Origin of the sequence: Streptomyces mayonensis (genome assembly GCF_018982965.1) — a bacterium.
GTDB lineage: Bacteria > Actinomycetota > Actinomycetes > Streptomycetales > Streptomycetaceae > Streptomyces > Streptomyces mayonensis.
In genome coordinates this window covers 70,445-90,759 of record NZ_JACBYP010000010.1, presented here as the reverse complement: position 1 = coordinate 90,759, position 20,315 = coordinate 70,445, and the positions used below count along the sequence as shown (strand labels likewise).

The 20,315-nt window shown below is 74.9% G+C and carries 19 protein-coding genes; 9 read left to right on the top strand and 10 right to left on the bottom strand.

The window, feature by feature from the left end; genetic code table 11:
* The first annotated feature begins 243 nt into the window (after nt 1–243).
* From HZS56_RS05980 to HZS56_RS05970, 3 genes are all read left to right on the top strand, one after another.
* The gene (locus HZS56_RS05980; RefSeq protein WP_216719639.1) at nt 244–720 is read left to right on the top strand and encodes an Lrp/AsnC family transcriptional regulator; all 477 of its coding nucleotides are present in this window, start codon (nt 244–246) and stop codon (nt 718–720) included.
* Between the two features lie 28 nt (nt 721–748).
* Nucleotides 749–1,486, top strand: coding sequence for an HAD family hydrolase (locus HZS56_RS05975; protein ID WP_216719661.1), 738 nt, complete (start codon nt 749–751; stop codon nt 1,484–1,486).
* A gap of 255 nt (nt 1,487–1,741) precedes the next feature.
* Nucleotides 1,742–2,494, top strand: coding sequence for a DUF4142 domain-containing protein (locus HZS56_RS05970; RefSeq protein ID WP_216719638.1), 753 nt, complete (start codon nt 1,742–1,744; stop codon nt 2,492–2,494).
* A 25-nt stretch (nt 2,495–2,519) separates the two neighbouring features.
* Here the strand turns inward: HZS56_RS05970 and HZS56_RS05965 are convergent, their stop codons facing one another.
* Nucleotides 2,520–3,347 carry a LysR family substrate-binding domain-containing protein gene (locus tag HZS56_RS05965; protein ID WP_216719637.1) on the bottom strand — a complete coding sequence of 276 codons (828 nt, stop codon included), beginning with the start codon at nt 3,345–3,347 and terminating at the stop codon, nt 2,520–2,522.
* Between the two features lie 57 nt (nt 3,348–3,404).
* Between HZS56_RS05965 and HZS56_RS05960 the strand changes: the two genes are divergently transcribed.
* Nucleotides 3,405–3,812, top strand: a complete 408-nt coding sequence (locus tag HZS56_RS05960) for a DUF5997 family protein (protein WP_216719636.1) — start codon at nt 3,405–3,407, stop codon at nt 3,810–3,812.
* Between the two features lie 18 nt (nt 3,813–3,830).
* On the opposite strand, the gene HZS56_RS05955 is transcribed toward HZS56_RS05960, so the two are convergent.
* The 3 genes from HZS56_RS05955 to HZS56_RS05945 all read right to left on the bottom strand — a co-directional run bounded on the left by HZS56_RS05955 (nt 3,831) and on the right by HZS56_RS05945 (nt 6,041).
* Nucleotides 3,831–4,322: a DUF1360 domain-containing protein gene (locus HZS56_RS05955; RefSeq protein WP_216719635.1), complete on the bottom strand. Its 492-nt coding sequence runs from the start codon at nt 4,320–4,322 to the stop codon at nt 3,831–3,833.
* 84 nt (nt 4,323–4,406) lie between these two features.
* Entirely contained in the window at nt 4,407–4,799 is a 393-nt protein-coding gene (locus tag HZS56_RS05950) for a DUF2267 domain-containing protein (protein WP_216719634.1), read from the bottom strand.
* Nucleotides 4,800–4,970: 171 nt separating this feature from the next.
* Nucleotides 4,971–6,041, bottom strand: a complete 1,071-nt coding sequence (locus HZS56_RS05945) for an MGDG synthase family glycosyltransferase (RefSeq protein ID WP_216719660.1) — start codon at nt 6,039–6,041, stop codon at nt 4,971–4,973.
* Between the two features lie 290 nt (nt 6,042–6,331).
* Between HZS56_RS05945 and HZS56_RS05940 the strand changes: the two genes are divergently transcribed.
* The 4 genes from HZS56_RS05940 (at nt 6,332) to HZS56_RS05925 (ending at nt 10,934) form a co-directional block, all read left to right on the top strand.
* The gene (locus tag HZS56_RS05940; protein WP_216719633.1) at nt 6,332–7,186 is read left to right on the top strand and encodes an SDR family NAD(P)-dependent oxidoreductase; all 855 of its coding nucleotides are present in this window, start codon (nt 6,332–6,334) and stop codon (nt 7,184–7,186) included.
* A gap of 16 nt (nt 7,187–7,202) precedes the next feature.
* The gene (locus HZS56_RS05935; protein ID WP_216719632.1) at nt 7,203–8,147 is read left to right on the top strand and encodes a DMT family transporter; all 945 of its coding nucleotides are present in this window, start codon (nt 7,203–7,205) and stop codon (nt 8,145–8,147) included.
* Between the two features lie 92 nt (nt 8,148–8,239).
* The gene (locus HZS56_RS05930; RefSeq protein WP_216719631.1) at nt 8,240–9,154 is read left to right on the top strand and encodes a polysaccharide deacetylase family protein; all 915 of its coding nucleotides are present in this window, start codon (nt 8,240–8,242) and stop codon (nt 9,152–9,154) included.
* 4 nt (nt 9,155–9,158) lie between these two features.
* Nucleotides 9,159–10,934: a glycoside hydrolase family 15 protein gene (locus HZS56_RS05925; protein WP_216719630.1), complete on the top strand. Its 1,776-nt coding sequence runs from the start codon at nt 9,159–9,161 to the stop codon at nt 10,932–10,934.
* 455 nt (nt 10,935–11,389) lie between these two features.
* On the opposite strand, the gene HZS56_RS05920 is transcribed toward HZS56_RS05925, so the two are convergent.
* The 4 genes from HZS56_RS05920 to HZS56_RS05905 all read right to left on the bottom strand — a co-directional run bounded on the left by HZS56_RS05920 (nt 11,390) and on the right by HZS56_RS05905 (nt 16,324).
* Entirely contained in the window at nt 11,390–12,520 is a 1,131-nt protein-coding gene (locus HZS56_RS05920) for an XdhC family protein (RefSeq protein WP_216719629.1), read from the bottom strand.
* 77 nt (nt 12,521–12,597) lie between these two features.
* Complete coding sequence (locus tag HZS56_RS05915; protein WP_216719628.1) at nt 12,598–14,742, bottom strand: xanthine dehydrogenase family protein molybdopterin-binding subunit; 2,145 nt, start codon at nt 14,740–14,742, stop codon at nt 12,598–12,600.
* Entirely contained in the window at nt 14,739–15,731 is a 993-nt protein-coding gene (locus HZS56_RS05910) for an FAD binding domain-containing protein (protein ID WP_216719627.1), read from the bottom strand. Before HZS56_RS05910 ends, HZS56_RS05915 begins: the two co-directional genes overlap by 4 nt.
* Nucleotides 15,728–16,324, bottom strand: a complete 597-nt coding sequence (locus HZS56_RS05905) for a (2Fe-2S)-binding protein (protein ID WP_216719626.1) — start codon at nt 16,322–16,324, stop codon at nt 15,728–15,730. The genes HZS56_RS05910 and HZS56_RS05905 overlap by 4 nt, the downstream gene beginning before the upstream one ends.
* Nucleotides 16,325–16,584: 260 nt before the next feature.
* On the opposite strand from HZS56_RS05905, the gene HZS56_RS05900 reads away from it, so the two are divergent.
* Nucleotides 16,585–17,178 carry a TetR/AcrR family transcriptional regulator gene (locus tag HZS56_RS05900; protein WP_216719625.1) on the top strand — a complete coding sequence of 198 codons (594 nt, stop codon included), beginning with the start codon at nt 16,585–16,587 and terminating at the stop codon, nt 17,176–17,178.
* Here the strand turns inward: HZS56_RS05900 and HZS56_RS05895 are convergent.
* Nucleotides 17,138–17,854, bottom strand: coding sequence for a response regulator (locus HZS56_RS05895; protein WP_216719624.1), 717 nt, complete (start codon nt 17,852–17,854; stop codon nt 17,138–17,140). The genes HZS56_RS05900 and HZS56_RS05895 overlap by 41 nt on opposite strands.
* Nucleotides 17,855–18,465: 611 nt before the next feature.
* Nucleotides 18,466–20,112 carry a sensor histidine kinase gene (locus HZS56_RS05890; protein WP_216719623.1) on the bottom strand — a complete coding sequence of 549 codons (1,647 nt, stop codon included), beginning with the start codon at nt 20,110–20,112 and terminating at the stop codon, nt 18,466–18,468.
* Between the last annotated feature and the right edge of the window lie 203 nt (nt 20,113–20,315).

Below are 20,315 nucleotides of genomic sequence, written 5' to 3'. Positions count from 1 at the left end.
TCACTCACTGAAAACCGGACTGGTTCCCACCGGCTCCCGCCCGGTCGCACCGACCGGCACGAGAAAGGCGCCGCGGGGTCCGCAGCGCCATCGACCCGTCCATGGGAGCATCCATTCCACCAGTGGCTCAACAGGAAGCTGCGAGACTGAGCAATTGGTACAGTCATCAAGAGCCTGGCACGGCCGACGGAGAGCCAATGGCCGACGAGGAGAGCCAATGGCGACGAAGGGAGTCCCGGAGCCATGCCGGTCGACGCACTCGACACCCGCATCCTGCGGCTGCTGCTGGAGCAGCCGCGCACCAGCGTCCGCGAGTACGCCCGTCTCCTCGGGGTCGCCCGCGGAACGCTGCAGGCCCGGCTGGACCGTCTCGAGCGGGCGGGCGTGATCACCGGCACGGCCCCTTCCCTCTCCCCCGCCGCACTGGGCCACCCGGTGCTGGCCTTCGTGCACATCGAGGTCACACAGGGCCACCTGGACGAGGTGGGCGAGGCGCTGGCGGGCGTGCCGGAGATCGTCGAGGCGTTCTCCATCACCGGCGGCGGCGACCTGCTGACCCGGGTCGTGGCCCGGGACAACGCGCACCTGGAGGACGTGGTCCAGAAGCTGATCAGCCTGCCGGGCGTGGTCCGCACCCGCAGCGAGGTGGCCCTGCGGGAGCGGGTGCCGCACCGGCTGCTCCCCCTCGTGGAGTCCATCGGGCGCTCGGCCCGCAGTTGACCCTTGGCATCCTGGACGCATGAGCACCATGAGCGCCCTTGGCGGCATCTCGGTCATCTTCGATCTCGACGGAACGCTCGTGGACAGCGAGCCCCACTACTACGAGGCGGGCCGGCTGACCCTCGCCGAGTACGGCGTCCCGGACTTCGGCTGGGCCGACCACGAGGCGTACGTGGGTATCAGCACCCAGGAGACGGTCGCCGACTGGAAGCGGCGGTACGGCCTGCGGGCGCCGGTGGACGAACTGCTCGCGGTCAAGAACCGCCACTACCTGGATCTCGCCCGCACCTCGGCCCGTGCCTACCCGCGGATGCGGGAGTTCGTCGAGCGGCTGGCGGGCGAGGGTGTCCCGCTGGCGGTGGCGTCGGGATCGTCGCCCGAGGCCATCACGACGATCCTCGGACGCACCGGCCTCGCGGCACAGTTGCGCACGGTCGTCTCGGCCGACGAGGTCGAGCGGGGCAAGCCGGCTCCCGACGTCTTCCTGGAGGCCGCCCGCCGGCTCGGGGCGGACCCGGCCGACTGCGTGGTGCTCGAGGACGCCCCTCCGGGGGCCGCCGCCGCGCACGCTGCGGGGATGCGGTGCATCGCGATCCCGTACGTCGCGGCGCAGGCCGACGCCCCGGAGTTCGCCACCGCGGACCTGCTGGTGGGCGGTGGCCAGGAGGAGTTCACGGCGCGGGCGGCGTACGAGTGGCTGGAGCGGACAGCCCGGACGGACCGGGGGCCGGGGGGCCGGACTGGCCGGAACGACCGGTTCGACTGAACTGACCGGACTGCCCGGACGGCCCGCACGGCCCGGACAGAACGGGCTCCCCGGACGGACCGGACCGGCTGAACGGCTCCGGTACTCGGTGGTCGCCCGTTTGGCGCACGGTCGGGGCGGGCCGGCCGGCCACAAGGCCGCCCGGGTCGGCCGGCCGCGCCGGCGGGGCGAAGTTTTTACCGAACGAGGTGATCAGAGCGCCGTCCGTGTCCGTACCCCCTGGTGTCCGACCATGTCCTCGCCCCAGGAGGCACGATGCGCGTCACGCGCACCACGGCAGGGACCGCCTTCGTGGCCGGTGCCCTGGTCCTCACCCTCACCGCGCTCGCCTACCCGACCATGCTCGGGGTGCAGAACTCGGGCAGTGACCAGGCCCGGGTCGTCACCAACACGCGGTACGGGCCGCTCACCGAACAGGACCGGGACTTCGTGGTGAAGGTGCGTGCCGCAGGACTGTGGGAGCACCCGCTGGGGCTGATGGCCATCGAGCGGGGGACGACACCGGAGATGAAGGAGGCCGGTGAGCACCTGGTCGTCGGCCATTCCCGGCTGGACGCGACCTGCCGCAAGATCGCGCCCGAGCTGGGCATCACCCTGCCCAATCTCGCGTCCCCGCAGCAGCAGCAGTTCGTGTCGACCGTGGACGGGACGACGGGCAAGCAGTTCGACACCACGGCGGTCAACATCATGCGGATCACGCACGGCCAGATCTTCCCGGCCATCGCCAACATCCGCGCCAACACCAAGAACTCCCTGGTGCGCCAGCTCGCCGACCAGGCCAACGACACCGTCCTCGACCACATCACCGTGCTGGAGAAGACCGGGCTGGTCAATTTCGACCAGGTCAACTTCCAGCAGACGGCGCCCCCGAACCTGCCCCAGGTCCAGCTCACGCCGCCGGCTCCGCAGCCGGGCGAGCCGGTGCTCTCGCTGACCGCGCCACCCGGTCTGGACGTCAGCACGGCGACGCCGGCACCGGCTTCCACACCGGCTCCGCCCGCCGGCTGACGCGCGGGGCGAGGCGAGGGCGGGGTCAGCGCCGGCGTGGCCTGCCGCCGCGCCCGCCGCCCCGGCTCCTGCCCTTGTCGCTGCCGCCCCTGCCCTTGCCGCCGCCTCCGCTCCCGCCGCCGCCCCTGCGGTTGCCCCCGGCACCGGACCGCGTTGCTCCGGTCTGTTTCCCGGACGCCGGTGTGCGCCGCGCGGGTGCCGCCTCCGCGCGCCCGTCCTTCGAACGCGCCGGTTCCTGCCGCCGGCCCCGGGTGCTGTTGACGGTGCGACCACGGACGATGCCGATCAAGTCCTCGACCCGGTCCGTGTGCGCGTCCTCCCTCCAGGACAGCGCCACCCCCGACTGCGGGGCGTCCGTGACCGTCCGGTGGGTGAGGTCCTTGCGGTGGTGCAGCCGGGCGAGCGACAGCGGGACGAGCAGCACACCGATGCCGGCCGCCACCAGCTCGACGGCGTCGGCGGTGGTGGCCGGGCGCTCGAACGCGGGCCGGCCCGGGGGTCGTTCCGCCCAGCCGAGGACGTCGTCCAGGGGATGCAGCACGATCTCGTCGGCCAGGTCCTCGACGCTCACCTCGTCGGCCGCGGTGACGAGGTGGTCCTTGGGAACAACGACGACCGTGGTCTCGGTGTAGAGAGGGATGGCGCTCAGGACGGTCCGGTCGACGGGCAGCCGTACCAGCCCCGCGTCGGCAGTGCCGCCCACCAAGGTCTCCCCCGCCCCGGCCGCGGGCACCTGGTTCAGGGAGAGCGGGACGTCCGGCAACCGCTCGTGCCAGATGCGCACCCATTTGTCGGGCGTCACCCCGGGGACGTACGCGAGCCGGAACGGGGGGTGGTCCTGCGAGCCTGTCACCCGGCCAGGTTACCGGGCGTGGTCGGGGCCGCTCACACGCTCGATACCCTGGACCTCATGACGTCGCACCAGAACACCCAGTCCATGAAGCCCGCGACCGCGGCGAAGAAGCTGGGTGTGTACCTCGAGGCCACACCCGCCGAGTTCCGGGAGGGCGTCGTCACGCGCGCCGAGCTGAACGCGCTCCAGACCGACCCGCCCGCGTGGCTGCGCGATCTGCGGCGCGACGGCCCGCACCCGCGGCCGGTCGTGGCGGCCAAGCTGGGCGTCTCCATCGCCGGGCTGCACCGGGGCGGGGTCGCCGAGCCGCTCACCACCGAGCAGATCGACGCGCTGAAGCAGGAGCGTCCCGAGTGGCTGGAGCGGGAGCAGGCCGTCCAGGCCGACGTCCGCAAGGAGGCGGCCCGGGTGAAGAAGCTGCACGCCGAACGCGCGGAGCGGGCCGAACGCGCGGAACGCGACTGACCCCGCCCGTCCGGGCGGTCATTCCTCCGCCTTCTGCTCCGTCGCGCTCCACGCGTACTGCAGCCAGTCCGACACCACGACAGCGCTGAGCCCCGCACACACCAGCCGTCCGGCGCGGGGCGCGACGGCGTAGGTGCCGACGAGGCCGCCTGCCACCCAGGCGGAGGTGCAGAAGGGGCAGGAGAGGAGGTCGCCGACGGCACGGCGCAGGCCGCTGCCGCGCGGAGCGTCCATCACCTCGCTGCCCTCCCCCTCCCCTTCGCGCCTGGTGAACGGCGCCCGCAGAAAGCTGGTGACCTTGTCCTTGGTCAGCAGCCGGGACGCCTTGAACGTCGCCGCGCCCAGCAGGGCGACGTCCCAGGGAGGCACGGTGTCGGGCAGCCGCAGCCCACGCCGCCACGCCGTGGCCGCGAACACGCCGGTGCCGGTCGCGAAGGCCGCCGCGAGCGCCGCGTAGCCGCCGAGCGGGTTGTCCTCTCCGACGCCGTAGCGCTGATCGACGTCCGTCATGGCTGCCTCCTCGGGTGGCCCTCGCTTCGGACCGGGGCCGGGTGCCCTGTTCGCGCCGTCCGCAACGCGCGGGAGCAGCCGCTCTCAGCGCGGCTCCCCGGGCGGTTCGCCGAAGAGCTCTGCGCTGCCCGTGGGCAGGCGGGTCAGGAGCCGGTCCACATGCTCGTGGGGGACCGCCTCGGCGAGGGTGGAGAGCACCGCGCCGGCGTCCCACTGGGCGGTGCGCGGCCGCGCACCGGTCTGGCGGGCCACGCGCCTGAGGAACTCCTCGCGGTCGAAGGACTCGGGGCGACCGCGTTCGAGGCGCAGTGCGTCGTCCAGGGGCGCCGGCAGGTCGGCGGCGAGCCGGGCGGCTTCCTCCGGCGCGACGCGGGACGCGATCACCCACAGGACGGCCCTGCTGACCTGTTCGGCCTCGTCGTCGTCGCGGTACTCGCCGCGGTCGCGCACCCGGGTCAGGAATTCGTCGAGCCGCACGCCGTCACCTCCCTGGGCCACCTCGTCCGTGCCGCCTCTGTCCGCATGCCGCCTCTCCGTGGCACCGTGCAGCCTCGCCGTGGCACCGCGCCGGCCGCCGTTCCCCGCCGTCGCCGGGTGCCCGCGGCCCCGGTGGGGGAAACGGGTGCCGTCCCGGTCGCGGTGCGGTCGTCAGCGGCGGTCGCGAGCGGTGCGGGCGATGTCGGTCACCCGGGCCAGGGCGTCGTCGGCGAACAGCGCACGCCCGGCGGCGATGCGCTCCCGGCGCCGCGGGCCCGGGGCGGTGAGCCGTCCCAGCGCGTCGAGCAGCGCGGACTCGTCCCCTGCGAAGTCCGACAGGCCCAGCCGGGCCATCCGCCGGACACCGTCCGCGCCGTGGCCGGGTATCGGGCGGTGCCCCACGACGGGGAGTCCGGCCGCGAGCGCCTGTACGGCGGTCTGGCCCGCGGCGTTGTCGATCAGTGCGTCCGCGGCGTGCAGCAGTCCCGGCATGTCCCGCACCCAGCCCAGCGCGAGAGCGCCCCGGGTGCGGGCCAGCCGGTGGCGCAGCCGCCGGTTGTCGCCGCAGAGCACGACGGGCAGGTAGCCGTGTCCTGCCAGGAGCCGGACGGTGGTCTCCAGCTGGGAGCCGACCCCCCAGGCGCCGGCGGACAGCACGGCCGCGGGCCGTCCGGGAGCGAGCCGGCCGAAGAGCTCCCGCCACCGGGCTGCTCCGGGGGCGGCGGCGAGGAACTGCGGGGCCACGACGGGGCCGCAGGTCCCCGCGGCGGTGCCGGTGCCCTCGCGCACCGCGCGGGCGGCGTCCTCGGTGAGGCACAGGCAGTGGTCGTTGCCGGGGTGGAGCCACTGCCGGTGGATCTCGAAGTCGATCACGAGGACGACGCTGGGCACCGGGAGCAGGCCGCGGGCCCGGAGATGCCCGGTCAGCTGGGCGCCGAGGTGGAACACGGGTACGACGACGTCGGCGCCCGTGCGGGCGACGAGTTCGAGCAGCCGCCCGCCGGCCAGCCGGGCGAGGGGGGTGCCGCCGGGCCGGCGTCCGGGTCCGGGGCGCAGGAAGAGGCGGTACAGGACCGCGTACGCCCAGGGGAAGTGGCGTACGGAGCCGTGGTAGAAGCGCCGCAGCGCACCGCCGAGGCCGTACGGCAGCAGTTCCAGGACGTCGACGACGAGTGCGGAATCGCCCCGCTCCCGGGCGCGGCGGGCCAGTTCGGCGGCGACCGTGTCGTGTCCGGCACCCATGCTCGCGCTGAGCAGGAGCAGGTGCCTGCCGTCGCCGGGGGCCCGGGACGGGGCCGGCCGCCGGGAGACGGACGGGGCCGGGGCCGGGCCGGGTGATGGGCTGCTGGGACGCACGGCGGTTCAGGTTGCCCGACCGAATCATTCCAAACCGATATTCCAAACTGCCGCATAACCCAACGTTTCGGACGTGCTGGTCTGGATACTCCGTGACCGCCCGTCCGGCCGGACGGGCGGGGCCCGGCCATGCGGTCGGCCGCTCCCGGTGTCCGCCCCGAGCCAAGGTGGTCCCCATGGTCCATGCGTTCTCCCGCCCCCGGCCCGCTGCCGGACCGCAGGTCGTCGCCCCCGACGCGGACCGTGCGAGGGCCCGGCGGCCGCCCGGCCCGGTCCGGGACACGCGGACCCGTACGGCACTGGTCACGGGGGCGTCCTCCGGCATCGGCGCGGCCGTGGCCCGCCGCCTGGACGACGAGGGCGGCTGGCGGCTGGTACTCACCGGGCGCGACCCGGTGCGGCTGCGCGAGGTCGCGGACGACACGAGCGCCACGGCCTTCGCGGCGGACCTCACCCTGCCCGGCGCCGACCGGCAGCTGACGGACTTCACCCTGGCCGCGACCGGCCGGGTGGATCTCCTGGTGGCCGGGGCCGGCGTCGGCTGGGCCGGGGAGTTCCTGGACATGCCGCCGCACACGGTCGACGAGGTGCTCGACATCAACGTGCTGGCCACGCTGCGGCTGGTGCGGCTGGTGCTGCCCCAGATGGTGCGGGCGGGTTCGGGGCGGGTGGTGCTCATCGGGTCGCTTGCGGGCAGTGTGGCGGTGCGCGACGAGGCCGTGTACTCGGCCGCCAAGGCGGCCGTCGGCGCCTTCGCGGACGCGCTGCGCTACGAACTGCGGGGCACGGGTGTGGGGGTCACCCATGTGGTGCCGGGGGTCGTCGACACGCCGTTCTTCGAGCGCCGCGGGGCTCCCTACCAGCGGTCCAGGCCGCGCCCGGTCCCCCCGGAGCGCGTGGCCGAGGCGGTGCGGACCGCGGTGGCACGGGGCCGTGACGAGGTGTACGTCCCCTCGTGGCTGCGGCTTCCGTGCCGGGTGCGGGGCGCGGCTCCCGGACTGTACCGGCGGCTGGCCGCGCGGTTCGGATGAGCGGGGGCGCGCGGGGGTGAGCGTCCTCACCGTCGTCCTCGCCCTGTTCGCGGCACTGTCGAACGCGGCGGCTTCGGTGCTGCAGCGCAGGGCTGCCGCGCAGGACGAGGACCGCGCGGGTGCCCGGCACACGGCGCTGAGTTCCCTGCTGCGGCTGTCGCGGGACCGGTACTGGGTGGGCGGCGCGGCGCTGCTCGCCCTGACGACGGTGCTGCAGGCCGCGGCGCTGGCGGTGGGGAGTCTCGCCGTCGTTCAGCCGCTGATGGCCACGGAACTGCTGTTCACCCTGATGGTCGGCAGCCTGGTCTTCCACCATCCGCCGGACCCGCGGACCTGGCTGTCCTTCGCCGCCCTCGCGGTGGGCCTCGCGCTGTTCCTGGGTGCCGCGGCCCCCTCGGCCGGGCGCGACACGGCCGTCGAGGGCCGCTGGGCCTGGGCCGGTGCGGGGCTGTTCGTGCTGGTGACGGTCCTCGCCTCGGTCGGGAGTCTCCTGCGGGGCGCCCCGCGGGCCGCGCTGTTCGGGTCGGCGTCCGCGGTGGGGTTCGGCGGTACGGCGGCGCTGCTGAAGGAGGTCACCGGCCGGCTGCCTCAGGGAGTGGGAGCGGTACTGGCCCAGTGGCCGCCCTACGCCACCGCGGTGGTCGGGGTGGCCAGCTTCCTGCTGCTGCAGAGCGCGTTGCGGGCGGGGACGCTGGCGGCGTCGCAGCCCGCGCTGACCCTGGGCGACGCGCTGACCAGCGTCGCCCTGGGCTGGGGCCTGTTCGGCGAGCAGATCGCGCTCGGGGTGCGGGTGCTGCCCGAGCTGGTCGGGGTGACGCTGATCGGCCTCGGCAGTGTCGGACTGGCCCGGGCGCCGTCGGTCCACGGCGCGTGGGACACGGCTCCGGCGGCGCGGGACGGGCCCGGGCGGCGGCCGTGGAGACGGGGGCGGAGCGAGCGGCGGAAGGGGACCGAAGAGTGAGGAGAAGGGGATCGAAGAGTGAGGAAGGGGACGGAGGAGTGGTGACGGGCATCGGCTGCAAGACGGCGTGCGGGCCGACGGGAGGCACCCGGATGCGTCAAGGGGCCGGGTGGGCGGTGCGTGCCACCGCGCCGGTCGTCGTCGGCGCGCTGGCCCACATCGGTCCGGCGGCGACCTGGCTGCCGGAACTGCGCCGTCGCCGGTTCCCGGCCCTGGCGGGCCAGGGCCGCTCCGGGCACGTCGCCCTCACCTTCGACGACGGCCCGGATCCCCTGTCCACACCGCGGATCCTCGACGTGCTGGACGCGCTCGGAGTACGGGCGACGTTCTTCTTCCTGGGCGAGAACGTGGCCCGGCGGCCGGCGGTGGCGGGCGAGACGGTCCGCAGGGGTCACGAGCTCGCCGTCCACGGCTGGTCGCACGACCGTCCCTGGCTGCCGACGCCGGTACGGGACGTCCGCGAGGTGCTGCGCGCCGCCCAGGTCGTGGGCGAGGCCGCCGGGCAGGCCCCGCGGTGGTACCGCCCGCCCTACGGCATCCTCACCACCGGCCGCTGGTCCGCCGCCCGCAGGGCCGGGCTGCGGCCGGTGCTGTGGACGGCGTGGGGGAAGGACTGGCGCGCGGACGCCACGCCCGAATCGGTCCGGGCGACCGTCGCGGCCGCGCTGCGCGGCGGCGGCACGGTCCTCCTGCACGACACCGACCACGCCTCCGCACCGGGCAGCTGGCGGGCCACGCTCGGTGCCCTGCCCGGCATCGTGCGCGACTGCCGCGAGGCGGGGCTGGAGGTTGGCCCGCTGGGCGAGCACGGGGTGCCCGGCAGGGGCTCCGACCCGTCGGGCGGTACGTCTGCGTGTCCGGGACCGCCGGGTGCGGGGAGTTCCGGCGGGGCGGAGGCGGCGGCCGCGGCGGCGCGGGCGTCCGGACGGTGGGAGGGGCCGGGCGGGGCCGGTCCGGTGACCTCGGGGGTGCGACCGTTTCGGCGATCGGCACCGGGACAGTCGTAGCGTCATGAGCGACAACGACGGCCAGCGCGCGGCGGCGCCGGATCTGTCGTGTCCCCCCTGGGCGCTGCGCGAGTACGCCGTGCTCGCCGACGGCGAGCGGGGGGCGGTCCTGGACCCGCGGGGCCGGATCGTGTGGCTGTGCGCCCCGCGATGGCACGACGACGCGGTGTTCTCCGCGCTCATCGGCGGTGCCGGGCACTACACGGTGGAGCCGGCGGATCCCTGGCACGTCTGGGGCGGCTCCTACGAGGAGGGCACGCTGATCCGGGTGAGCCGGTGGGTGACCGCCGGCTGCGTGATCGAGTGCCGCGAGGCCCTGGCGCTGCCGGCCCGTACCGACCGGCTGGTGCTGCTGCGCCGGATGCGCGTGGTGCGGGGCGGGGCGCGACTCCGCCTGGACCTGGATCCGCGGCCCGGTTTCGGCAGCGGCCGGATGTCCGGCCCCCGGCTGGAGGACGGGGTGTGGACGGCCGGTACGGAGGGGCTGCGGATGCGGCTGGCGGGTGCTCCGGAGGCGGTGTGGCGCCCGGAGAGGGGGTGGTGCGGCGAGTTCGGGCTGCGCGAGGACGAGTCGCACGACCTGGTGCTGGAACTGGCCCGGCAGCGGGAGACAGAACCGCTGGACGCGGACGCCCTGTGGGCGGCCACCGAGCGGGAGTGGCGGCAGGCGGTCCCGGACTGCTCGCGGCTGGTCGCCCCGCGCGACGCCCGGCACGCCTACGCGGTGCTGCGCGGGCTGACCAGCGGCTCCGGCGGGATGGTGGCCGCGGCCACCACGTCGCTGCCGGAGCGGGCCAACACCGGGCGCAACTACGACTACCGCTACGCCTGGCTGCGCGACCAGTGCTACGCCGGTCTCGCGGTCGCCGCGCACGGACCCCATCCGCTGGTCGACGACGCCGTGCGCTTCGTCGCCGAGCGCATCCTCGCGGACGGCGACGGGGTGCGGCCCGCGTACACCGTCGACGGCCGGCCGGTCGGCCGGGAGCGGTCCCTGCGGCTGCCGGGGTACCCCGGCGGCACCGATCACGTCGGCAACGACGCGGGGGCCCAGTTCCAGCTGGACACCTTCGGCGAGGCGCTGCAGCTGTTCGCCGCGGCCGCGGCGCACGACCGGCTGACCGAGGAGGCGGAACGCGCCGCCGGGGTCGCCGTGGACGTCGTGGAGCGGCAGTGGCTGAAGCCGGAGGCCGGGCTGTGGGAGTTGGAGGACCGGTGGTGGACGCACTCGCGGCTGAGCGTGGTGTGCGGGCTGCGGCGGATGGCCGAGGTGCTGCCGGGCGCGTCCGGCCGCCGGTGCGCCGAGCTCGGCGACACGGTGCTGCGCGAGACCCGGCGCCGCTGCCTGGATGCCGACGGGCGCTGGCGGCGGGCCGCCGACGACGACGGTCCGGAGGCGGCGCTGCTGGTACCGATGGCCCGTGGCTGCACGTTCGGCGACGACGACGGCGCCGCCACCCGCGCGTTCGTCGAGTCCCGGCTCGCCGAGGACGGGTACCTGTACCGCTTCGAACACCCGGGTATGCCCCTCGGCACGGCCGAGGGCGCCTTTCTGCTCTGCGGGTTCACCATGGCCCTGGCGACGCACCGGGTCGGTGACCGGGTCGGCGCGTTCCGCTGGTTCGAACGCACCCGGGCTGCCTGCGGCCCGCCCGGGCTGTTCGCCGAGGAGTACGACGTGCGCCAGCGGCAGCTGCGCGGCAACCTCCCCCAGGCCTTCGTGCACGCCCTGATGCTGGAGTGCGCGGTCCGCCTGGCGGACGAGTCGGCCCTGCCCTGACCCGCGGGGCCGCCGTGGCGCGGGGCGCGGAGCCGGTCGCGGAAACCGTCTGCTTCACGGGCCCGGCTTCCCCCGTACCGGAGTATCCGCGCCGCGGGCAGTCGTGCGCCCCGCGGACGCTCGTGCGCGTCGCGGGCGGCCGCCCTCACGGCGGGCAGTCGTGCGCGTCGTGGGCGTGCCGCCCGGGTGGGCGTCCGCAAGCCGACGGCGGCCCGCCGGCCGATGCCGGCCCCGACCGGACCATCTCCTTCACCGCCCGTGCCGGGTCCCGGTTCACCGCCCGTGCCGGGTCCCGGCCGCGCGACACGGCCCGTCGGCCGTGGGCATCCCGACGCCCGTGTCCGACGGAGGCGTCGCTCGGCGTGCCCGTCGGCCTGTCGTGTCCGAGCACGACGGGGGCGGACCGGCCGGGACACCATCCCGGCCGGCCTGCCCCCGGGTGCCGCAGCGGCCTCTCAGGCGGCCGTCGTCGTCAGGTCGCGGTGGATCGGGCTCTCGCCGCCCGTCAGGGGGACGCCCGTGCCGCCGCGGCGGGCGGCGACGATCTCCGCCGCGATGGACAGTGCCGTCTCCTCGGGGGTACGGGCGCCGAGGTCGAGGCCGATCGGTGAGCGCAGCCGGGACAGTTCGCGCCCGGTCAGGCCCGCCTCGCGCAGCCTCCGGTCGCGGTCGGCGTGGGTGCGGCGCGAGCCCATCGCCCCGACGAACGCGACCGGCAACCGCAGCGCCTCCGTGAGCAGCGGCACGTCGAACTTGGCGTCGTGGGTGAGCACGCACACCACCGTGCGCTCGTCGGTCCGGGTCTCCCGCAGGTAGCGGTGCGGCCAGTCGACGACGACCTCGTCGGCCTCGGGGAAACGCGCCCGGGTCGCGAAGACGGGCCGGGCGTCGCACACCGTGACGTGGTGGCCGAGGAACTTGCCGGCCCGCACCAGGGCCGCGGCGAAGTCGACGGCACCGAAGACGATCATGCGGGGCGGCGGCACGCTGGACTCGACGAGCAGGGTGAGCCCGCCGGGGCAGTGCGACCCGTCCTCGGACAGGCCGACCGTGCCGGTGCGGCCCGCGTCCAGCAGCGCCCCGGCCTCGGCCACCGCCGTGCGGTCCAGGTCCGGGTGGCCGCCGAGACGGCCGTCGTGCGAACCGTCGGGGCGCACGAGCAGTGCCCGGCCCAGGAGTTCGGGCGGGCCCTCGACGACCCTGGCCAGGGCCGCGGTCCCGCCCCGGGCGGCGGTCTCCAGCGCCGCCCGGAACACCTCCCTCGACGGCGCGTCGACACCGACCGGCGTGACCATCACGTCGATGACCCCGCCGCAGGTCAGCCCCACCGCGAAGGCGTCCTCGTCGCTGTAGCCGAACCGTTGCCGCACCGTCTCGCCGCTGCGCAGGGCGTCGTCGCACAGCTCGTACACCGCGCCCTCCACACAGCCGCCGGAGACCGAGCCGATCACCGTGCCGCCGCTGTCGACGGCGAGGGCGGCGCCGGGCCCGCGCGGTGCGCTGCCGCTGACGGAGACGACGGTGGCGACGGCGAACTCCCGGCCCTCGGCGAGCCAGCGGCCCAGTTCACCGGCGATGTCAAGCATCCGCCGCTCCTCCGTTCACGGCCGTCGCTCCTCCGTTCATGGCCGTCGTCCTCCCTTCATGACCGCCGCTCCTGCATTCATGACCGCCGCTCTCCGTTCGTGCCCGCCGCCGACAGCACCCGGTCGGGCCGGATCGGGAGGTGGCGGTGGCGCACCCCCGTCGCGTGGCGGACGGCGTTGGCGACGGCCGCCGCGGCGCCCACGACGCCGATCTCGCCGACGCCCTTGATGCCGACCGGGTCGTCCGGGTCGGCGTCGTCCACCCAGTCCGCCTGGACGTCCCCCACGTCGGCGTTGGTGGCCACGTGGTACCCGGCGAGGTCGGGGGCGTAGAGGCCGCCGCTCGTCCGGTCCCGTACGGCCTCCTCGTGCAGGGCCATGGAGATGCCCCAGACCATGCCGCCGACGAGCTGGTTGCGGGCGGTGAGCGGGTTGACGATCCGGCCCGCCGCGAAGATGCCCAGCATGCGGCGCACCCTTACCTCGCCGGTCGCGGTGTCCACGGCGACCTCGGCGAACTGCGCCCCGAAGGAGTGCCGTTCCTTCTGGGCGAGGGCGCCGAGGGCGGCGGTGGTGTCGGACCGTACGGTGATGCCCTCCGGCGGGACCGTGACGCCCAGGGCGAGCCGCTCGCGCAGTTCGCCGGCCGCCTCCGTGACCGCCCAGGCCCAGGAACGGGTGCCCATCGAGCCGCCCGCGATCATGGCGGGGCCGAAGTCGCTGTCCCCGATCCTGACCCGCACCCGCTCGGGCGCGACCTCCAGGGCGTCGGCGGCGACAAGGGTGAGCGCCGTGCGGGCGCCGGTACCGATGTCCGCGGCGGAGATCCGCACGGTGAAGCCGCCGTCGGCCTCCGCGGTCACGGTGGCCGTGGAGGGCCCCGCGCCCGAGTGGAAGGAGGCGGCGGCCGTGCCCGTGCCCAGCAGCCAGCGTCCGTCGCGGCGTACGCCGGGGCGGGGGTCGCGCTCCGCCCAGCCGAACCGCCGGGCCCCCTCGCGGAAGCAGGCGTCCAGGTTGCGGGTGCTGAAGGGCAGGCCGGAGACGGGGCCGACCTCGGGCTCGTTGCGCAGGCGCAGTTCGACCGGGTCGACGCCGAGGCGCTCGGCGAGTTCGTCGAGGGCCGACTCGATCGCGAAGGACCCGGGTGCCTCGCCGGGCGCGCGCATGAACGTCGGGGACGGCACGTCGAGCGGTACGACGTGGTTCGCCGTGTGGTGGGCGTCCGCGTCGTACATCACCCGGGCGACACCCGCGCTGGGCTCGACGAACTCGTAGACGGTGGACGTCCGGCTCAGTGAGCGGTGCTCCAGGGCGAGCAGCCGGCCGTCGGCGTCGGAGCCGAGCCTGACCCGCTGCGCGGTGGGGCTGCGGTAGCCGGCCAGGGAGAACATCTGGCGCCGTGTCATCACCACGCGCACCGGCCGCTGCAGCTCGGTCGCGGCCATCACGGCGGCGACCTGGTGGGCGCGCAGGCCCTTGCTGCCGAAGCCGCCGCCGATGTGCTCGGAGCGCACCCGCACCGCGGACGCGTCCAGGGAGAACATGCTGGCCAGTTCGCCCTGGATCCAGGTGGTGCCCTGGTTGGAGTCGACGACCTCCAGCCGGCCTCCGTCCCACCGGGCCGTGGCGGCGTGCGGCTCCATCATGCTGTGGTGCTCTTCGGGAGTGGTGTACTCCTCGTCGACCACGGCGGCGGAGGCGGCGAGACCGGCCGCCAGGTCGCCCTTGCCGGTCTCGGCGGGCATGACGCCGCCGACCGGGTGGGCGTCGGGGTGGTCCGTGGTGAGCTCGGTGTCGTGGGGTTCCTCGTCGTAGGCGACGACGAGGGCCTCGGCGGCCTCCCGGGCCTGCTCGGACGTCTCGGCGACGACGAGGGCGACGGGCCAGCCCACGTGGGGCACCCGGTCCTGCTGGAAGACGGCGGCGGTGGGGTCCGGCGTCATGCCCATCAGCCCGGCGTAGTCGGTGACGAGGCGCGGGGCGTTGCCGTGGTGCAGGACGGCGAGCACGCCCGGCATGGCGAGGACCGGCCCGGTCTCGACCGCGCGGATCCGGCCGCGGGCGACGGTGGACAGCACCAGCCAGCCGTGGGCGAGGTCGGCGAACGGGACCTCGCCTGCGTAGCGGGCGGCTCCGGTGACCTTGTCACGGCCCTCGACGCGGGTGTGCGCGGTGCCGACGACGCCCCTGAGCCTCGTACGGCCGCTCGTGGCGGTGGTCATCGGGCGGCCTCCTCGGCGAGTTCGGTGAGCACGGCCACCGCGAGGTTGCGCATGAGGGTCACCTTGTATCCGTTGTCGGGCAGCGGCCTGGCGGCCGCGAGTTCGGCGTCGGCTGCGGCGGCGAAGGTGTCGCCGTCGGCCGGTGCGCCGGTGAGGACGGCCTCGGCCGCGTGGGCCCGCCAGGGCCGGGAGGCGACCGCGCCGAAGGCCAGCCGGGCCTCGCGCACGACGCCGTCCTCGATGTCGAGCGCGGCGGCGACGGAGCCGATCGCGAAGGCGTACGAGGCACGCTCGCGCACCTTGCGGTAGCGGGAGCGGGCGGCGACCGGTGCGGGCGGCAGCGTGACGCCGGTGATCAGCGCACCGGACGGCAGGGCGGTCTCCCGGTGCGGGGTGTCGCCCACGGGGAGGTAGAAGTCGGCCAGCGGCAGTTCGCCCGGGCCGTCCAGGGTCTCGTAGGTCACGACGGCGTCGAAGGCCGCGAGGGCCACGCCCATGTCCGAGGGGTGGGTGGCCACGCAGTGGTCGGTGGCGCCGAGGATCGCGTGGTTGTGGTGCTCGCCGGTGACGGCGGAGCAGCCGCTGCCGGGGGCGCGCTTGTTGCAGGGCCTGCTCAGGTCGGTGAAGTAGCCGCAGCGGGTGCGCTGGAGCAGGTTGCCGCCGACGGTGGCCATGTTGCGCAGCTGTCCGGAGGCTCCGGCCAGGACGGCCTGGGTCAGCGCGGGGTAGCGGCGGCGCACGTCGGGGTGGGCCGCGAGGTCGCTGTTGGTGACGGTGGCGCCGATGCGCAGGCCGCCGTCGACGGTCGCCTCGACGGTGTCCAGGGGCAGTTCGCGGACGTCGACGAGGCGGGCGGGGCGCTCCACTCCGGTCTTCATGAGGTCGACGAGGTTGGTGCCGCCGCCGAGGAAGCGGGCGTCCGGGTCGGCGGCGAGCAGTGCCACCGCGCCGGAGACGTCGTCGGCGCGCTGGTATCCGAACTCCCTCATGCCGCCGCCCCCTTCACGGTCTCGGCCGGGGTGCCCTCGTCACCGGCGGAGGCCTCGTGGGCCTCGGCGGCCCGGGTGACGGCCTGGACGATGGAGACGTAGGCGCCGCAGCGGCACAGGTTGCCGCTCATCCTTTCCCGGATCTCGTCCGGCGTCAGGGGTGGCGGCCCGGCCTCGGGCCGCACGTCGTCGGTGGCCGCGCTGGGCCAGCCTGCCGCGTGCTCCTCGATGACGGCGATCGCCGAGCAGATCTGGCCGGGGGTGCAGTAGCCGCACTGGTAGCCGTCGAGGTCGAGGAAGGCCTGCTGCACGGGGTGCAGCCGGTCGCCCTCCGCCATGCCCTCGATGGTGGTGATCTCGCGCCCCTCGGCGGCGACCGCGAGGTTCAGGCAGGACACGGCGCGGCGTCCGTCCACCAGGACGGTGCAGGCGCCGCACTGTCCCTGGTCGCAGCCCTTCTTGGTGCCGGTGAGATCGAGCCGCTCGCGCAGGGCGTCGAGCAGGGTGGTGCGGTGGTCGACGGTCAGCCGGTGCTTCTCGCCGTTGATGTTCAGGGTGACGGCGCTGGACGTCGAGGAGGGTGCTGGGGCCATGATCAGCCTTCTCTGGAGTCTGGTGACAGCTTCTTCGTTGTCCGGTGGTGGGGGAAACTGAGTGCGGTGGCCGCGGAAAGGGGCCGGGGCCGTGGGTCCGTCCGTGTCGTGCGCGGCCCAGGGCCACCGGCCGGTACCCCGGCCGCGTTCGCCGTTAGAGTGAGCACTAACCGGACAGCTGTCCGCTCACTGGGAAACGTAACGGACAGTTGTCCGGTTAGCAAGGACGGGATTCGGCCACGGATCCGGGAGGAGGACTGGTGCCACAGCCGAAGAGGGACAAGTCGGAAACGCCCCTGCGTTCGGACGCACAGCGCAACCGCGAGCGCATCCTGCGCGTGGCCACGGAGGAGCTGACGCGCTGCGCGAACGTCCCCCTGAGCACGATCGCCAAGAAGGCGGAGGTCGGCCAGGGCACGTTCTACCGCAATTTCCCGCACCGCGAGGCGCTCGTCCTGGAGGTCTACCGCTACGAGATGCAGCAGGCCGCCGACGCCGCCCCCGAGCTGCTGGCCACCCGGGAACCCGACCGCGCGCTGCGGGAGTGGATGGACCGGATCGCCAGGTTCGCCCTGACCAAGGCCGGCCTGGCGGACGCGATACGGCTGGTCACGAGTGCGCCCGGCGGCCCCGCCAAACCGGAGCCCGCCCCGGTCATGGAGGCGACCGAACTCCTGCTCCGCGCCAACGAGAAGGCCGGCACCATCCGTCCCGGCGTGTCCGCGGACGACTTCTTCCTGGCCATCGGCGGCCTCTGGCAGGTCGACGCGAGCGAGGACTGGCAACCCAGGGTGACGCGGCTGTTCGACCTCGTCATGGACGGACTGCGGGCGGGAGCGCCAGGCCGCCGGTGACCGCGCCCCGGAAGCGGTAGCGGCGCTCGGGGCGCCCGGCCACGCCGTAGCGCAGGGAGACGTCCGCGGCTCCGACGGTGTGGAAGTACTCCAGGTAGCGGCGGGCGCTGACGCGGGAGACGCCGGTCAGCGCCGCGCACTCGCTCGCGGACAGGGTGCCGTCCGCGTCGCGCAGGGTCTGCTCGACCAGCTCGGCCGTCTCCACGCTCATGCCCTTGGGCAGCACCGGGGCCGCGGCGGCGGGCGCGGTCTTGGCCAGCGCCCGGTCGACGTCCGCCTGGCTGTGCACCACCGCGCCGAGCAGCCGGCCCCGCTGGACGGCGTAGCGCTCCAGCCGTACCCGCAGGTCCTCGAACTCGAAGGGCTTGAGCAGGTAGTCGACCACACCGTTCCGGACGGCCCCGCGCACCGCGTCCGCCTCGCGGGCCGCGCTGATGACCATGACGTCGCAGTGGTGCCCCGCGGCACGCAGCCGGGGGATGACGTCCAGGCCGAAGACGTCCGGCAGGTAGAGGTCGAGGAGGACCAGGTCGGGGCGCAGCTCGGCCACGGCGGCGAGCGCTTCCTCCCCGCTGCCGGCGACCCCGACGACCCGGAAGGGCTCGACCCGGCCGACGAAGGCGCGGTGGACTCGGGCCACCATGAAGTCGTCGTCGACCACGAGCACCCGGATCACTCCGTCACCGGCTCCCGCCTCCGGCGCGGAGGCGGGAGCCGGTCCGGAGGCGGGCACCGGTCCGGAGACGGGCTCCCGCCCGGAGGCAGGGACCGGTCCGGAGGCAAACACCGGTCCGGGGGCAGGGACCGGTCCGGACACGGGGGCCGCCGGCCCTGTCACGGGATCCGGCCCCGACACGGATGCCGGTCCGGCGGCCGCGGTTGCCCCGACCACACACTCCAACCCGGACCCGGACCCGGACCCGGGCACCGTCCCGGAGGCGGGAGCCGGCCGGGAGACGGGGAACGGCCGGGGGGCGGACTCAGGCCCGGAGACGGTCGCCGCCGGCCCCTCCCCGGCGACCGCAGCAGGGGGCGTACGCGCGGCGGCGGACGAACGGGACGACGAACCGGCCCCGGCAGCCCCGCGGACCACACCTGCCACACCTGCCGCACTCGTCGCACTCGTCGCACTCTTCGCACGAGGCACATCCACCGCAGCGGCCGCAGCCATCCCCGCCACCGCTCGGGGCGCTCTCGCCCCAGCCGTCCCAGGGGACGCACCCGCCGCACCCGCCGCACGGGTCGTACCGGCCCCGGCGGGCGCGTCGGCCGTGCCGCTCGTATCCGTCATGGTGCTGCTCCTTCCGCCACCGCGTCGGTGAGGTGGCTGACGGTCATGCGTGCGGTGAACATCGCACCCTCGGGCGTGTTGGTCACCGAGATCTCGCCGCCGTGGCGTTCGCAGACCAGCCGGGTCAGTGCCAGGCCGATGCCGCGCTCACCCTGCCGGGCGGCCTTGGTGGTGAATCCGTGGTCGAAGACCTCGCGGGCCAGTTCGGGCGCCACACCGGGTCCGGAGTCGCGGACCACGATCTCGACACTGGCGGCGTCCTGCCGCAACTCGACCTCGACCCACGCCTCGTGCTCGTCGCCGCGCCCCGCGGCGGCGTCCACGGCGTTGTCGACGAGGTTGCCGAGCACGGTCGCCACGTCGGCGGCGTCCTCGGGCGCCAGCCGGTCGAGCGCGGTACGGTCCGAGACCCGCAACGCGACCCTGCGCTCGGCGGCCAGCGACGACTTCGCCGTGATCAGCGCGGCCACGGCGGTGTCGCGGACCCGGCGGCTGAGGGTGACGTCCAGGGACTGGCGGCGCCGGCTGAGCGCCCGGACGTAGCGCACCACTTCGTCCTGCTCGCCGATCTGGATGAGTCCGGAGATGGTGTGCAGCTGGTTGGCAAACTCGTGGGCCTGGGCGCGCAGCAGCTCGGAGGTGCTGCGGAAGGAGCCGATCTCCCGTTCGAGACGGGCCAGCTCCGTGCGGTCGCGCAGGGTGGTGACCGAGCCGAGCGGGCGGCCGTCCTTGGTGACCGTCATGCGGTTCATCACCAGGACCCGCCCGTGACGGACGACGACCTCGTCGCGCGGTCCGGCCGCGTCGCAGGCGGCGCCGGCGAGGACGTCGCGCAGCCGTCCGTCGATGCCGAGGCCGTCCAGGTTCTGGCCGACGCAGTCGGACGGCAGGTCGAGCAGGTGCCGGCCCATCTCGTTGACCAGGGTGAGCCGGTGCTGCGGGTCGAGGGCGACGACGCCCTCGGCGATGCCGTAGAGCATGGCCTCCCGGTGTTCGGCGAGTCCGGCGATCTCGCGGGGCTCCAGGCCGAGGGTCTGCCGTTTGACGCGCCGGGCCAGCAGCCAGGAGCCGGCCACGCCGAGTGCGCTGGCGGTACCGAGATAGGCGAGGAGGTAGGAGGACGCGCCGCTCAGACGCTGCCAGACCGTCGGGTCCGCCTCGCCGACCATCACGGTCCCGAGATGGCGGCCGAGGGTCCGCCCGGTGGAGCCGAGCACCGGGACCTGGGCGACGAGCTCCCGGCTGCCCTGCACCGCCAGGGGCCCCGACCAGCCGCGCGTCACGCCGGCGCCCTCGCCGCGCGGCAGCCGGGCCCCGATCAGCGTGGGGTCGGTGGAGCTTACGACGCGGCCGTCGGCGTCGGCGACCGTGACCGAGGTGACACCGGACTGCGTCTGCGTGGCGTTGACCAGCGGGGCGAGGGCTTCCTGCGGCACAGGGCGCCGGAGTTGGCTGCGGACGAGTGGTGTGGCGGCCAGTTGTTCGGCGAGGGCGGTGACCCGGCGGCCCTCGACGCGGTTGAAGGTGGCCCGGGACTGGGCGAGCGAGACGGCGGCGACCGCCAGCAGGACGACCACGACGATGGCGAGCTGGAGGACCAGCATCTCGCCCGCGAGGGTCTGACGGCGGAAGGTGGGGGCCACGGCGGACTCGATCTCGGTTCACTCAGGGGGCGAAGGCAGGGGCTACCGGTGGGGGTGCCGGGTCGCCATGATGTCCCTCACCTGCGGCGAAGGAAAGAGATGTGCCTTCTTCGCAATGAACCGGCGATCAGTCGGCGACGCCGCGCCGACCGCAATGAACACAACCTTCCTTGGTTCCGCAAGGAAGACAGACGACGGACTCG